The organism is Micromonospora deserti (assembly GCF_003236335.1).
GTDB classification, from domain to species: domain Bacteria; phylum Actinomycetota; class Actinomycetes; order Mycobacteriales; family Micromonosporaceae; genus Micromonospora; species Micromonospora deserti.
On sequence record NZ_POUB01000042.1, the window covers coordinates 19671 to 32283 of the forward strand.

At 70.1% G+C, this 12613-nt stretch carries 16 protein-coding genes and 3 tRNA genes; 6 read left to right on the forward strand and 13 right to left on the reverse strand.

What is annotated here, in order from left to right:
• Positions 1–49: 49 nt before the first annotated feature.
• Positions 50–1393 carry an ABC transporter substrate-binding protein gene (locus C1I99_RS09325; protein ID WP_111133807.1) on the reverse strand — a complete coding sequence of 448 codons (1344 nt, stop codon included), beginning with the start codon at positions 1391–1393 and terminating at the stop codon, positions 50–52.
• A 155-nt stretch (positions 1394–1548) separates the two neighbouring features.
• On the opposite strand from C1I99_RS09325, the gene C1I99_RS09330 reads away from it, so the two are divergent.
• Positions 1549–1938 carry a hypothetical protein gene (locus C1I99_RS09330; RefSeq protein WP_111133822.1) on the forward strand — a complete coding sequence of 130 codons (390 nt, stop codon included), beginning with the start codon at positions 1549–1551 and terminating at the stop codon, positions 1936–1938.
• A gap of 37 nt (positions 1939–1975) precedes the next feature.
• Here C1I99_RS09330 and C1I99_RS32695 read toward each other — a convergent pair whose 3' ends face one another.
• Complete coding sequence (locus C1I99_RS32695; protein ID WP_158554038.1) at positions 1976–2389, reverse strand: hypothetical protein; 414 nt, start codon at positions 2387–2389, stop codon at positions 1976–1978.
• A gap of 122 nt (positions 2390–2511) precedes the next feature.
• On the opposite strand from C1I99_RS32695, the gene C1I99_RS09340 reads away from it, so the two are divergent.
• Positions 2512–3219, forward strand: coding sequence for a DUF2786 domain-containing protein (locus C1I99_RS09340; protein ID WP_111133809.1), 708 nt, complete (start codon positions 2512–2514; stop codon positions 3217–3219).
• Positions 3220–3341: 122 nt separating this feature from the next.
• Here C1I99_RS09340 and C1I99_RS09345 read toward each other — a convergent pair whose 3' ends face one another.
• The 3 genes from C1I99_RS09345 to C1I99_RS09355 all read right to left on the reverse strand — a co-directional run bounded on the left by C1I99_RS09345 (position 3342) and on the right by C1I99_RS09355 (position 4910).
• On the reverse strand, positions 3342–3857 hold the full coding sequence (locus tag C1I99_RS09345; RefSeq protein WP_111133810.1) for an SRPBCC family protein: 516 nt from the start codon (positions 3855–3857) through the stop codon (positions 3342–3344).
• A gap of 198 nt (positions 3858–4055) precedes the next feature.
• Positions 4056–4472: a VOC family protein gene (locus tag C1I99_RS09350; protein WP_111133811.1), complete on the reverse strand. Its 417-nt coding sequence runs from the start codon at positions 4470–4472 to the stop codon at positions 4056–4058.
• A gap of 9 nt (positions 4473–4481) precedes the next feature.
• Positions 4482–4910 carry a helix-turn-helix domain-containing protein gene (locus tag C1I99_RS09355; RefSeq protein ID WP_199562061.1) on the reverse strand — a complete coding sequence of 143 codons (429 nt, stop codon included), beginning with the start codon at positions 4908–4910 and terminating at the stop codon, positions 4482–4484.
• Positions 4911–5103: 193 nt separating this feature from the next.
• Here C1I99_RS09355 and C1I99_RS34580 point away from each other — a divergent pair, with 193 nt between their 5' ends.
• From C1I99_RS34580 to C1I99_RS09365, 3 genes are all read left to right on the forward strand, one after another.
• Positions 5104–5238, forward strand: a complete 135-nt coding sequence (locus C1I99_RS34580) for a hypothetical protein (RefSeq protein WP_267897487.1) — start codon at positions 5104–5106, stop codon at positions 5236–5238.
• Between the two features lie 310 nt (positions 5239–5548).
• A complete protein-coding gene (locus C1I99_RS09360) occupies positions 5549–6103 on the forward strand; it encodes an RNA polymerase sigma factor (protein ID WP_111133812.1) in 555 nt (184 codons plus the stop codon).
• A complete protein-coding gene (locus C1I99_RS09365) occupies positions 6103–7119 on the forward strand; it encodes a CU044_5270 family protein (protein ID WP_111133813.1) in 1017 nt (338 codons plus the stop codon). The genes C1I99_RS09360 and C1I99_RS09365 overlap by 1 nt, the downstream gene beginning before the upstream one ends.
• A gap of 136 nt (positions 7120–7255) precedes the next feature.
• Here the strand turns inward: C1I99_RS09365 and C1I99_RS09370 are convergent, their stop codons facing one another.
• The gene (locus C1I99_RS09370) at positions 7256–7840 is read right to left on the reverse strand and encodes a DUF1990 domain-containing protein (RefSeq protein ID WP_325049200.1); all 585 of its coding nucleotides are present in this window, start codon (positions 7838–7840) and stop codon (positions 7256–7258) included.
• A 96-nt stretch (positions 7841–7936) separates the two neighbouring features.
• Entirely contained in the window at positions 7937–8938 is a 1002-nt protein-coding gene (locus C1I99_RS09375; protein ID WP_233512421.1) for a hypothetical protein, read from the reverse strand.
• Positions 8939–9176: 238 nt separating this feature from the next.
• On the opposite strand from C1I99_RS09375, the gene C1I99_RS09380 reads away from it, so the two are divergent.
• Positions 9177–9671 (forward strand): GNAT family N-acetyltransferase, encoded by a 495-nt coding sequence (locus C1I99_RS09380; protein ID WP_111133815.1) that lies wholly within the window; start codon positions 9177–9179, stop codon positions 9669–9671.
• A 59-nt stretch (positions 9672–9730) separates the two neighbouring features.
• On the opposite strand, the gene C1I99_RS09385 is transcribed toward C1I99_RS09380, so the two are convergent.
• The 6 genes from C1I99_RS09385 to C1I99_RS09410 all read right to left on the reverse strand — a co-directional run.
• Positions 9731–10423, reverse strand: a complete 693-nt coding sequence (locus C1I99_RS09385; protein ID WP_233512422.1) for a GNAT family N-acetyltransferase — start codon at positions 10421–10423, stop codon at positions 9731–9733.
• A gap of 13 nt (positions 10424–10436) precedes the next feature.
• Positions 10437–11060 carry an FMN-binding negative transcriptional regulator gene (locus C1I99_RS09390; protein ID WP_111133816.1) on the reverse strand — a complete coding sequence of 208 codons (624 nt, stop codon included), beginning with the start codon at positions 11058–11060 and terminating at the stop codon, positions 10437–10439.
• A 388-nt stretch (positions 11061–11448) separates the two neighbouring features.
• Positions 11449–11522: transfer RNA gene (locus C1I99_RS09395), tRNA-Phe, on the reverse strand.
• 101 nt (positions 11523–11623) lie between these two features.
• A tRNA-Asp gene (locus tag C1I99_RS09400) sits at positions 11624–11700 on the reverse strand.
• Positions 11701–11731: 31 nt separating this feature from the next.
• Positions 11732–11804, reverse strand: a tRNA-Glu gene (locus tag C1I99_RS09405).
• Between the two features lie 154 nt (positions 11805–11958).
• Positions 11959–12613: polysaccharide deacetylase family protein (locus tag C1I99_RS09410; protein ID WP_111133826.1), on the reverse strand; the 655-nt coding region annotated here is incomplete at its 5' end.

The following is a 12613-nucleotide window of genomic DNA, read 5'->3' on the forward strand; positions in this document are numbered from 1 at the left end:
ACGGCCGCACCGGATCCGCCGGTGCGGCCGTTCTGCTCGGGTCAGCGACTCAGTGCCGGATCTCCATGCCGGCGTCCGCCAGCGCCCGGATCACCTGCGCCGACTCCGCGAAGCCGATGATCAGTACGGCGTCCGCGTCGAAGTCCTTGATCTCCTTGGCGCCAGCGGTGAAGTCCACCGGGTTGGCCTTGGCGTCCTCCGGCGGCTCGTAGGTGAGCAGCTTCACCCGGTCCCCGCCGAAGCCGGCCCGCTCCAGTTCGGTGCGGACGTAGCCCTGCAGGCCCTCGCCGTAGGAGTCCTTCCGGGCGACCAGCGCGATCTTGCGGGGCCCGTCGCGGAGGATCACGTCGGCCAGCGCCCGCCCCTGCAGGCTGTCCGGCGGCGCGGTGCGGAAGTAGAGGCCGTTGTCCTCCACCGCGCTGAGGCCGGCGTCGGTGTTCGACGGGGAGAACAGCACCCGGCCCGCGCTGACCACGTCGGGCAGCACCGCCCGGGAGATGCCGGACGCGCCGGCGCCGATGATGACGTGCACGCCCGCCTCGACGTGCTTCGCCACGGTGGCCTTGGCGACCGCCGGGTTGGTGCCGTCGTCGCCGGGGTTCCAGACCACCGCCTCGCCGAGCACCCCACCGGCGGCGTTGATCTCCCGGATCGCGAGCGCGGCGCCGGCCGACATCGGCGGGTACGCCAGGGCCAGGTCGCCGGTCTGCGGCAGCAGGCCGCCCAGGACCAGCGGGGCGTCGGGGGCGGACCGGCCCGGGCGCTGCTTCTTCGGCTTCGGTGGCGTCTTGGTGCTCGCCGCCGACTCGTCGCCGGCACCGACGAACTCCGTCTTGCCGTCGTTGAGCTGCTGCCCGTCGAAGTGCAGGGTGGCGTAGCTGGCGGTGGCGGGCTCGCCGGCGTCGGTGAACCCCGCCCGGGTCAGCGACACGCTGCGGTACTCCACGTCCTGCCCGTCGCGGGCCAGTGCCAGGCAGGCCGCCGCGGTCTCGCAGCGCTGGCCGTTGTTGGTCACACCGACGATCTGCTTGGCGATCGCGGCCGGGTCCGTGCTGCCGGCCAACTGCGCGGCGATCGCGCTGATCACGACCGCGTCGTACGTCTCGGCGGAGTAGAGGTAGTCGGTCAGCTTCGGGTCGACGGACCGTAGCCGGCTCTTGAAGTCCTCAGGCAGGGGTGTCAGCGGCGTGGTGCCCTTCATGCCGTCGACCAGGGCGGCGCGCTCCTTCAACTCGGCAGGGTACGAGTTGAACATGTTGCCGTCGGTACCGTACAGGCGCACCTGGTGGGTGGTCGCCTCTTCGGGCTGGTCGGTCCCGCAGGCGCTGGTGGCGAGCAGGAACGTCGCGCAGGCGGCCAGGGTGGCTGCCCGCGAGGCGCGTGATATGAGCATTGTCGTCCTTCCTCCGGCGAAGGTCCGCTGCGCACATTAGCGTGCCGACGCCGACGGCGGGACCACGGAGGCGGGTCAATCCGCAGGCCACCCACCCTGTTTACGGAGAGTGACGACCGACGGCCCGCTTGACCCGCCTGCCTACCGTGCGGTGGGTGACCGAATCACCACAGCAGACGCTCGACGACGCTGCCGCCGTGCTCCGCTCGGCGCTGGCCGGGGACGGTGACGCGGTGGTGGGGACCTTCGACGCGGTCGTCGACCGGTCCGGCCTGGCCGGGGCGTACGGGGTGGCGTGGTGCCTGGCCGCGACGATGGTGGGCGAACCGGTGCCCGCCGGGGTGTGCGCCCTCGACTTCCCGGGAATCGACGAGGCCGGCTACGACACCCGCTGGGTGGCGCGGTTCGTCAGCGCGTACGCCAACGCCGACGCGGACACCGGCGAGGCGCTCTTCGGCGCGGCGGCGGCCGACGGCCTCCTGCCGGACTGCCTGCTCACGCTGGCCGGTTCGACGGTGGCCACGCTGCGCCGCCGGGCCGCCTGAGCGCGGCGCCCGCCGGGGAACGGGCGCCGCGCGACGGTCAGAAGGCGTGGTACGACACCAGCGGCTCGTACTCGTAGCGGAGGTTCTCGAAGCGGACCCGGAAGTTGACACCGTCGCGAACGTTGGTGGCCACCACGGTCCAGCCGGATCTCGCGGGCAGGTAGGTCCAGTAGTTGCACCGGTCCGTCCGGTCGACGAAGATCACGCACGCCTCGGTGCCGAATTCGCTGGCGTTGCGGACGTTGATGTCGCGGCAGCGGCTGGAGGTGCGGTAGGTGCCGGCCTCGCCGCCCCAGCCGCCGGTGGCGAAGTAGGCGCGCTTGGCGCCGCCGTAGCAGGTGGCGAGGGAGCCGGACAGGTTGGCCTCGGGGGCGGCCTGGGCGGGTGACCCGACGGCGAGCACGACCAGTGCCGTCGTCGTGGCCAGCGCCCGCAGGGGCGGAGCTGACATCCGTTCCTCCATCGATTGGCTGACCGTCCGTATCGGACGGTGTTGCGGGTCGTGAGGATGATACGGATCGATCCGTGTGACGGCTGCCCGGATCGGCCCGCCCGGCATGACAGGCTTGGGGCATGTCCGAGGCCATGCTGAGCAAGGTGCGCAAGCTGCTCGCCCAGGCCGAGGATCCGGCCTGCACCCCGGCAGAGTCCGCCGCCTTCACCGCCAAGGCGACCGAGCTCATCGCCCGCTACGGGGTCGACCGGGCGCTGCTGGCGGCCCGGGACCCGGCCACCGACCCGGTCGGCGACCGGGTGGTCGAGGTCGTCGCCCCGTACGCCCGGGACAAGGCCGGCCTGCTGGCGGCGGTCGCCGAGCCGCTGCGCTGCCGGTGCGTACGCCGTCGGCACGGCAGCGGCTTCGCCCTGCACCTGTTCGGCTTCGCCAGCGACCTGGAACGGGTCGACCTGCTCTTCACCTCGCTGCTGGTGCAGGCGGCGCACGGGCTGGCCGGCGCGCCGGTGCCGGCCGGGGCGCATCCGGCCGCGTTCCGGCGTTCCTGGCTGGCCGGCTTCGCCCAGGTGGTCGCTGGCCGGCTGCGGGCGGCCGAGGCAGTGGCCGCCGCCGACCCGGGCACACCTTCGGTCGCGCTGGTGCTGGCCGACCGGTCGGACCGGGTGCGGCGCCGGCTCGCCGAGGCCTATCCCCGGCTGCGCACCGCACCGCCGCGCCGGCTGGCTGGCACCGGGTTCGGATCCGGCGCGGAGGCCGGCCGCCGGGCCGATCTGGGGGGCCGAGGCGTCAGCACCGGCCCCGGCTCCCGGCCCGGCATCGGTCACTGACCGGCGGGGCCGACCCGCGGCGAGCGCGGCCAACGCGCGCCGGACGTTGGCCAGCGAGACAGGCGAGCACCCGCACCCGAACCTGGCCTGTCCAGCAGGCGCGGTCCGCCCGCCGGCGCGGGTCAGCCGGCGCCGTTGCGCACCGTGGTGGCGTAGCGGGAGAGCAGCTCGTGCCAGCCGGCGGTGAGCGCCTGCCGGTAGCCCTCCGCGGCCTCGCCGTGCCGGTCGAAGTGCCGGTGCTCGACCTCCACCCGCGTCCGGGTCGGCCCGTCCGGCTGGAAGAGCGCCTCGACCTCGCTCGCCCGCGCCGGATCCGGCACCGGGGCCCGGTCGGGGCCGATCTGCCAGGTGAAGACCAGCCGGCGGGGTGGATCCCAGGTCAACACCCGGCCCCAGTCGGCACGGAAGCCGTACGGGCCGATCTCGTAGAGCATGCCACCGGCGCGGGGCTCCATGCCCAGCTCGACCAGGTGCTCCGGCCCCGACCAGGTGTACTCCGTCACCCACCAGTCGGTCAGGGCCCGGGTGAACACCGCGAACGCCTGTTCCGCGGGGGCGGGAACCAGGAGGCTGCTACGCAACGAGAACCGTCGCAGAGCCTGGCGGATGTCGGCCGGATCAGCCATCTCCTGTCCCATGGGCCCGGACCATACCGGCTGATGCCCCGATGTGCAGCTTCGTGCGGTGCCCGGTTCCGGACAACGGGAGCGCGGGTGGTGAGGGCCTCGCCCGCCGGCCCACGACTCGGGTGGGAGGGACGGCGCTCCGGCGAGCGGGTACGCGGCGAGGCCGGCCCGGCGAGGCCGGGCCGGGCCGGCCGGGTGGACCACCGCGGGTTATGCGGCGGGCGGCTGGACCACGCGGAAAAGGTTGCCGAACGGGTCCCGCGCGCCGAAGTCGATGCCGTACGACTGCTCGGTTGGCCCGTCCGTCATCTCGACGCCCTTGGCCCTGAGATCGTCGTACGTCTTGCGGGCGTCGTCGGTGGTGAAGCCGATCGAGAACCCGCTCGCGCCCTTGGTGATCAGCTCGCGGACCTGCTCGGCGGTCTTCTCGTCCGTCGCCGGCGGGCCAGGCTTCTCCAGCAGGATGACACGTTCGGGGTCGTCACCCGGCACCCGCACGGTCAGCCAGCGCATGTGGCCCAGGTCCACGTCGTCGGCCACCTCCAGGCCCAGCTTGCCGACGTAGAAGTCGAGCGCCTCGTCCTGGTCGAAAACAAAGATATGGGAAATGCGGATCTTATTGAGCATGCGATCACGTTAGCGGGCGGCGGCGTCCCGGTGCTTCTCCAAAACTGACGCGGGGCGCGAGTAGGCCATCGTGAAGCAGCCCGGCGCGGCGGCCGGGGGCAGCATCCGCTTCCGGTACGCCGTCGGGGACTCGCCGATGATGTCGCGGAACGTCCGACTGAACGTGCCCAGGCTGGTGAAGCCGACCGCCAGGCAGACATCGGTCACGCTCCGGTCCGTCTCCCGCAGCAGGAACATCGCCCGCTCCACCCGCCGCCGTTGCAGGTACCGGTGCGGCGTCTCGGCGAACGTGGCCCGGAACGTGCGGATGAAGTGCGCCGGGGAGACGTGCGCGATCCGGGCCAGCGCCGGGATGTCCAGCGGTTCGGCGTACGCGCGGTCCATCGCGTCGCGGGCGCGCAGCATCCGGCGATTGGACTCCTCGACGGCGCGGCTCACGCCGCCATTACACCAGGCCACCGGCAGAATTCGAACCTCCCGACCCGGAGTAGAAGATCATGGATGGCTGGCCTGGGCATTGCGGCCCTGGTCGGCTTGCCTGTCCGGATCGGGCGTTCTCGATGTCGGGGTGTGGTCATGACGGTACGAATGGCGGTAGCGGCGCTGACAGACCACCGCTACAGTTTTGATCATGGAGGCGTCGATCGCAGCCGTTCTTTTCTACGTGCTGAGCCTGTTGGTCCTCTACTGGGTGATCCGTCTGGCGGTTCGGCACGCCATCGAGGACGCCGACAAGCGCAGATCACGGAGTGTCCACCGGTCCTGACAATTTCTCAACCGCTCGGCGGCCCGAAGGGCCAGCGGTCACGAGCGGGCACGAGAGGCAACCGGAGCCAACGCCGGCCGCAGGCATTTCAGGCATCACGACCGGTTGAGCACGCCCTTCCAGTCTGAGGCTCCCGAGAGTCGTGCGGCCCGAGGGCGCTGTCGGCTGTTAGGTGTGATGCCGGCCGCGCCGAGGCGCTCCACGCGTAGCAGCTCCGTCCTGCGGCCTTGACCGGCGATGCTGGCGGTAATCATTGGGCCGGGGGTGACACAAGCCAGGGTGAGAGTTCCTCAACCAGGCAGGGGTTTGGATGGGTCCACCGGCGAAACGCGATGAGGATTGGTTCACCAGGGTCTACACGGCCGAATACGGACACGTTGTGAAGTACGGCCAGCGTCGGCTTGCCGATCCGGATGCAGCGGCTGAGCTTGCTCAGGAAGTGTTTGTCATCGCCTGGCGGCGTCGCCGCGAGGTCCCGGACTGCAGCCTGCCCTGGCTATACGGGGTGGCCCGGCGTCTGCTTGCGAACCAATGGCGGGCTCGCAGGGCCGCGCCGGATGTACTGCCGATCACCGACGCCGGCCACATGCAAGAGCCGGGTTCATCCGGCGCCGACGCGACCGTGGGCGTCGCCGATATCCAGGCCGCCCTAGCCACCCTCACCGACCTCGACCAGGAAATCCTCCGGTTGGTCGGTTGGGAGGAGTTGACGGTTTCCGAGGCCGCCCAGGTCCTTGGCTGTACCCGCACCACCGCCGCAGTTCGCTTACACCGCGCCCGTAGACGCCTCAACGACGCGATGTCGTACCGATCTGGATCGCCGGCGCGGCAGCCGGCGCTGGCTAGTCCTCGAAAGGTTATGTGATGTTCGGAGAAGAGCGAACGCGCACCCTCCTCAAGCCGATTGACCCGGCCCGGCACAGCACCATCGCACCGCCCCGGCTGTCGGCACACGACCTGATCAACCGCGCGGAGGCTATCGCCGAGCCGGTCGCCCATCGCCGTCAGGCACGCCCGACCCGCAGGCTGGTTCTGACGGCCGGGGCGCTGGCCATAGCGGTCGGCGCCGCAGCAATCGCCCAAACGTTCGGCCCGTCCGACCCGGACACCTCGGAGATCGTCAGTCCGCCCGGGGCGGATCCGGGGGTGGTGCTCGTGCCGGTGGCGTACGGCTCTGGTGCCCGTGATGCTGGGAGCCAGCTGCGCGCGTTGGCGAACAGGCTCGTCGACGCGGAGTACGACAACCGCACCGGCCGGTACATGTACCACCACACGAAGACGTGGGGCGACCCAGTGATGACGTCTGCCGACGGTCGCCACCAGGTCGCCTTCGCGGACGAGACCAAGGTCTGGCAGGCGGCCGACGGGACCGGTAAGCAGGTCACGACTCAACTTGAGCCCCAGTATCCGGACCAGGAGTCCCGCGACTACTGGCAGCGCAACCTCAAGCCCAAGGCTGCCGCCTCCGCCACCCCCGCGCCCGACAACGTTCCGCTGCCACCGATGGACCTCGCGCCGCTGCCGTCGGGTCGAGCACAGCTGAACGACCTGCTCAAGATCAGGTTCGGCGCCGGCGCCGTCAGCAAGGAAGTCAGCACCGTGTACGGGCGGTACGTCGTCCCGCGTCACACGCGCGCTGAGATCTTGCGCGTCCTTGCCGACGTGCCCGGGTTCCTGTGGCGGGGTCAGGTGACCGATCGGGCGGGCCGGAAGGGTGTAGCCATCACCTTCGACGACCGCGAGCACAACCAGCAGTCCCTCCTGATCTTCGACCCCAACACCGGAGAACTGCTCGCCCACGAGCTGCTGACCCTCTCGCCGGTACGGATCAGCGCGTACCAGGTGATCCTCGGCACTGCCTGGACCGATCGACTCAACTGAATTGCCGGCGCCGGGGCCACTCCTGCGGGGGTGGCCCCGGTTCGCATTTCACCTTCAAGTCGGCACCCATCGGGGAACCGGGGGCGACGTAGCGACCGTCGGGGGCCACAGGATCCGCGCCAATGCGATGCGTGCGTCAGCCAGGGTCGCGCCGGTCTGCGCGGCGAGGGTCTGACCGGTGTTGAGTAAGGTGTCGGATCGCGTCGACGTACCGGTCCGTCACGTACTCCTGCGCCATGCGGGTCAACGGCCCGCCGGCCCTGGCAAGGAGCGAAGCCGGGCGGCTGAAAGCGCGAATACGGATACGCACGTCACCCGTGCCGATCATGACAACCATGAAAGCTTCTTCGCCCTGCTCCGGATGACCGGGCAGCGTCCCGTAAGCGAAACCCCGGCGATCGGCCTCCTCAACCGTGTACACCACGCGGCACGGGATCGTGAGCTGCGCTGGTCCCCAACCGGCCCGGAGGATTACGACCGCTCCGGGAGTTGCCTTCGCGTCGGAACTGGCTACTGCAAGTCCGGCCACCCGGTGCATTTGCCAGCAGAAGAGCCCGTCTACCGCCCGCTTGAAAGCTGCCCGCCCGGTTCCCACGGAGACATCACGGTGTACGTGGCCGTAGCCGGTGGGCAAGGGCCCGCCGCGCGTGGCTCCCACATCTCGGTACGTCACCTCGGTAGCTGCCAACTCGGAGAAGGTCTTCCTCACATCCCACCGCACCCGATCACGTCGACGAGGAAATCCGCCAACACTGACTGGTGTGTGCTATTGCCAGCGCATATCAGGAGTCCTCGCCCATAGGTCTTGCCGGTCAAATCATGCGGGCGCACGCACTTCCTGTCGCTTGGCGCGTCGTCTGGTGGCGGTGTTGGCAATGATCAGCAAACCGGGGACTGCGCCGAGGAACCAGATCGCGACCAGCGGCCAGTGGACCAGCTCGCCAACCGTTCCGCGGATATCGGGAGTCTCCCAAACGATGTAGGACGCCTGATCGTCAGAGGAACGGCAGGCCAGCGAGTAGGTACCGGGATCGGGAACGTTGAACGAGGCGACCCAGGCGTAAGAGGCGGCGTCGGTGCCGTAGTCGCCGGGTGCGATCGTGACCAACTCCGCCGACCGACCGGCCAGGCCGACGCCGGTGACCCGGCAGTCAGGATCCTGCGGCGCGAAGCCCACCGCCAAGATTGCATACCGGCCCGCCGCTGGCAGGATCACAACCCCGGGGTTACTGGCCGCCGCAGTGTACGGCCCTACGCCGCCGTAGCCGATCACGTCGTATCGGCTGGTGCTGTCTTCGGCGCCCAGCTGCACCGTCACCTGTGCAAGGAGGACACCCACCACGGTGACCATCCCGCCGATGAGGTAGCCATGCCGATCCGACAGCCGACTGCGGCGCACGTTGCCTAGGCCGATCATGTAACCGATGGCCGCACCGGCGGCCGCTAGCAGAGCCCCGCTGGACAAGACGCTCCACCATCCGGCCGCACCTTGCAGCGGGATGCCCCACCGGTAGACAGCCATGGAGGCTCCCAGGAACACTGCGCTGATCAGCGTGGCCACGACGACGGCCGCCAGGAAGGCCGAGCTGGTGCGACGCTGGCCGGTGTACCGGGTCCACCTCGCTGCCACCACGGCGGCGAGCACCGGCAGTGCTCCCAAGGTCCACCAAAGCGCCGTCGACACGTCCTGGTGTTCTTCCCACCGGTGGGTTCCCTCGAAGAACACCAGTGGAGCTGGCAGGGTCACCGCGATCCACGCCGCCAGTCCCACCGGGCCAGGAAACGTCCGCCCCACCGTTCGCCAGGTCGCCGCATCCATGGACCGATCATGCCCTGGGCTATTGATGGGCCAGTAGCCGCAAGGCCGAGCGGGCACCAGATGGCAATGAGCTGGCGCTCGCGAGCAGGCGTTTGGGGCATCACGCCCGATTGAGCGCGCTCTTCCAAACTGAGGCTCCCGAGCGGTGCACGCGGTCACGTCCGACAGGGCCTAGTCGTCACACCGCGTCACCGGATACCGGGTTGCCTGCTCGCCACGCCTGCGGAACCCTCTCCGCATGATCGACACACGTGTGCTCGGCGAGGGCGATTGGAAGATGTGGCGGGAACTTCGGCTCGCTGCGCTGGCGGAGGCCGGGTACGCCTTCGGTGCCCAGCTGGCGGACTGGCAGGGCGACGGCGATCGCGAGGAACGCTGGCGCGGGCGACTGGCCATCCCCGGCTCGTACAACATCTTGGCGATGCTCGACGGGCAAGCCGTCGGGATGGCCAGCGGGGTGCCCACCGACCACGACGGGGTCGTCGAGCTGATCTCGATGTACGTGGCACCTGTGGGACGTGGCCAAGGTGTGGGCGATCACCTCGTGCGGGCGGTGGAGCAGTGGGCCTGGCTGGTGGGCGCGCGGACGCTGCGCTTGGCCGTTGTAGAGGGCAACAAGAACGCCTGGGCCCTCTACCAGCGGAACGGCTTTCGTGACACGGGTGAACTCGGCGACCTCATGCCCGACGGCGTGCGCCGCGAGCATGTCATGACCAAGAGTCTCGTAGGTTAGCGGTCGGCCGTCGGTCGGGGCCTCTGACCAGGTCGCACAGTCAGTAGTCAGCGAACCGGCTATCGCGTCCGTACCAGGCGGAAGGTCGTGGTGCGTCGCGGTGTGAAGCCGATGGCCTCGTAGAGGCGGATCGCGGCGGTGTTGCTTGCCGCCGCGTGCAGATAGACGGTCTCGCCGCGCGCGTGGATGCCGGCGGCGACCGCGCGGATCAGCCGGGTGGCCAGTCCCTGGCCGCGGTGAGCGGCGTCCGTGCAGACGGCACTAATCTCGGTCCAGCCGGGTGGCCGCACGCGCTCGCCGGCCATGGCGACGAGCCGGCCGTCGCGGCGGATGCCGAGGTGCGTGCCGAGCTCGATGGCCCGGGCGCCGAATAGGCCGATCCCGGTGCGGGCGGCCAAGTCGAGCATCTCGGGGACGTCGGCTGGGCTGAGTCGCACCGCCTCGGGGTCGGTCGAAGCGCGCAGGGAGGTGCCGGCGAGTTGCACGCCCGGGACCGTGTCGACGATCTCCCAGTGCGGCGGCGGAGTGGCGGTGACGCCCGCCAGCCCGACCACGTCACCCGACGCGGCGATGGCGGTCAGATCAGCCCACGCGCGCTCGTCCGGGTCGCAACGGAGAGCCGCGAGCGGCGTGACGTCCGGGTGGTAGCGGGCCGCCTGGCCGTTTACCTCGACGAGGTGGGTGTGGGCGCCGGTCGCCGCCGCCCACACCGGGTTGTCCAGGACGTGCGCCCGTTCGATCGCAGTCAGCACCAACTTGTGGAGGTCAGCGCGGGCGGTGGGCCTCGACGGCGGCGGCGCTACGGGCGTCGCCCTGGTGGCGCAGCCCGTCAATGACGGCGTCGATGTCAGCGGCGGGGCGATTCTGGCTGAGTTTGAACTTCGCCTCCACGCGGGTGATCAGGACCTCCACGCCGACGATCGCGCGCAAATTTCCGGCGACGTAAACCGCCGGGGCGTCGTCGACCAACCACGGCGTGACGCGCCCGGACTCGTGCCGTGCAGTCAGCCGCCGTACCTGCGCCTCTACCCAGGCCGGATCGTCGTGCACGTGAAACTCGCCGTAGACGTGAGCGGTGATGTAGTTCCAAGTCGGCACGACCCGAGGATTCTTGGCCTTCGTCGGGTACCACGACGGGCTGATGTAAGCATCCGGTCCCCGCACGATGACCAGTGCGTCACCATGCGCTGGCAGGCGCCACTGGTCGTTGTTGCGCGCGACATGTCCCAGAAGCGTCCCACGTGCGCCGGTATCGGGGTCGTAGACCCACGGCAACGTGCTGGCACGTAGACCCTCGGGGGTAGCGGTGATCAAATCGGCGACGCCGACGCCTTGCAGCAGCTGCTGCACCGAATGCTCGTCGCCAGCGAAATGCGCCGGAACATACATGGTGATTCTCCCGTCACGATGCTCGGCTCCCAATGTGCCAGCCGGTCCGGCGACCCTGTTATGACCTGAGACGCATTCGCGATGACGGCTTCTCCTGAGCCATCCACGGGCCAGTAGCCGGTTCATCCATCGGTCGCCATAGGGCATCACGGGGCAGCACGACAGCCACCGCCAGCAGGCACTCCTGGCGTCGTGGACAGTGAATCACGCTCTTCCAAACGTGTAGCCAGCTCCGTCCGTGCGATCCCCGTGCGATAAGGGTCGGCCATCAGCGGGATTCCGGGGTCAACGAGGGTCAGACCGGACAGGCGGGCTTCCAGGGCGAAAAGCAGAGCGCCGACCGGCGTTTCCGCTGGTCGGCGCTCCTGTAGCCCGGCGAAAGGCTATGTGGCCAGGGGCGGGGTCGAACCGCCGACCTTCCGATTTTCAGTCGGACGCTCGTACCAACTGAGCTACCTGGCCGTGCCACTCGGATCATGTTACCCGGACGACGGGGTCTCCGCCGAAAGGGTCGCACGCTCCGATACGCAGAACGCCGCGCGTGGTAGGCGCGGCGTCAGCGCTGGCGGTCCTGACGGGACTTGAACCCGCGACCTCCGCCTTGACAGGGCGGCGAGCACTCCGACTGCTCCACAGGACCTGGTCATGTGTGTCCGGCCGAAGCCGGACCGTGCCCCCAACGGGATTCGAACCCGTGCTACCGCCTTGAAAGGGCGGCGTCCTGGGCCGCTAGACGATGAGGGCGGCCCCGCCATCATTGCACATTCGCAACTTCAAGCGGACTTGCTCCCATCCGGCCCCGCCGGAGGCTTGGAAAGCATACGTGATGCCCCGGCGGTCGACCAAACCGGTATGGCCCCAGCCGCAGCGTCTCCCAGAAACGCAGGTCGGGGCGGGTCTAGCGGAGCTTGGTGATGCCGTACCGGTGCTTCAAGTCGGTGATCATGCCCGGGCAGGCCGTGAGGGTGGCACCCCGGTCACCACCCCCGTCGTGCAGCAGCACCACCGCGCCGGGGCGGGCGGCGACGTACACCCGCTCGGTGATCTTCGCGGCGGTCGGCTTGCCCCAGTCCTGCGGGTCGACGGTCCAGTGCAGCGAGCGCATGCCGAGCTGCTCGGCGACCGCCACCACCTCGGGCGTCCACCGGCCGCCGGGCTGCCGGTAGAACGGCACCTTGGCGCCGGGCGCCGCCGCCTGGATCGCCTTGTTGGTGCGGACCAGGTCGGCCCGGATCTGGCCGACCGGTCGGCGGCCCAGGTCCATGTCGTGGTGCCAGCTGTGGTTACAGAGCTGGTGCCCCTCGCGCACGATCCGCCGCACCAGCTGCGGGTGGCGTCGCACCTGGGTACCGACCACGCAGAAGGTGGCCGGGACCCCGGCCGCCCGCAGCCGGTCGAGCACCTTCGGCGTCCAGACGGGGTCGGGCCCGTCGTCGAAGGTCAGCGCCACCGCCCGTACGCCGGTGGTGCGGTGCAGCCCGGCCGGCAGAGTGGTCGGCAACGGCCGGACCGGCCGTTCCGGGGCGGTGCTGCGGGTCGGTCGGGGTGCCGGG

Bases quoted from the DNA above. Each gene is read 5' to 3' on its own strand.
- C1I99_RS09325 (WP_111133807.1), bottom strand. From the start codon at position 1,393: ATGCTCATATCACGCGCCTCGCGGGCAGCCACCCTGGCCGCCTGCGCG.
- C1I99_RS32695 (WP_158554038.1), bottom strand. From the start codon at position 2,389: ATGTCAGCTCCGCCCCTGCGGGCGCTGGCCACGACGACGGCACTGGTC.
- C1I99_RS09340 (WP_111133809.1), top strand. From the start codon at position 2,512: ATGTCCGAGGCCATGCTGAGCAAGGTGCGCAAGCTGCTCGCCCAGGCC.
- C1I99_RS09345 (WP_111133810.1), bottom strand. From the start codon at position 3,857: ATGGGACAGGAGATGGCTGATCCGGCCGACATCCGCCAGGCTCTGCGA.
- C1I99_RS09350 (WP_111133811.1), bottom strand. From the start codon at position 4,472: ATGCTCAATAAGATCCGCATTTCCCATATCTTTGTTTTCGACCAGGAC.
- C1I99_RS34580 (WP_267897487.1), top strand. From the start codon at position 5,104: ATGGAGGCGTCGATCGCAGCCGTTCTTTTCTACGTGCTGAGCCTGTTG.
- C1I99_RS09360 (WP_111133812.1), top strand. From the start codon at position 5,549: ATGGGTCCACCGGCGAAACGCGATGAGGATTGGTTCACCAGGGTCTAC.
- C1I99_RS09365 (WP_111133813.1), top strand. From the start codon at position 6,103: ATGTTCGGAGAAGAGCGAACGCGCACCCTCCTCAAGCCGATTGACCCG.
- C1I99_RS09375 (WP_233512421.1), bottom strand. From the start codon at position 8,938: ATGGATGCGGCGACCTGGCGAACGGTGGGGCGGACGTTTCCTGGCCCG.
- C1I99_RS09380 (WP_111133815.1), top strand. From the start codon at position 9,177: ATGATCGACACACGTGTGCTCGGCGAGGGCGATTGGAAGATGTGGCGG.
- C1I99_RS09390 (WP_111133816.1), bottom strand. From the start codon at position 11,060: ATGTATGTTCCGGCGCATTTCGCTGGCGACGAGCATTCGGTGCAGCAG.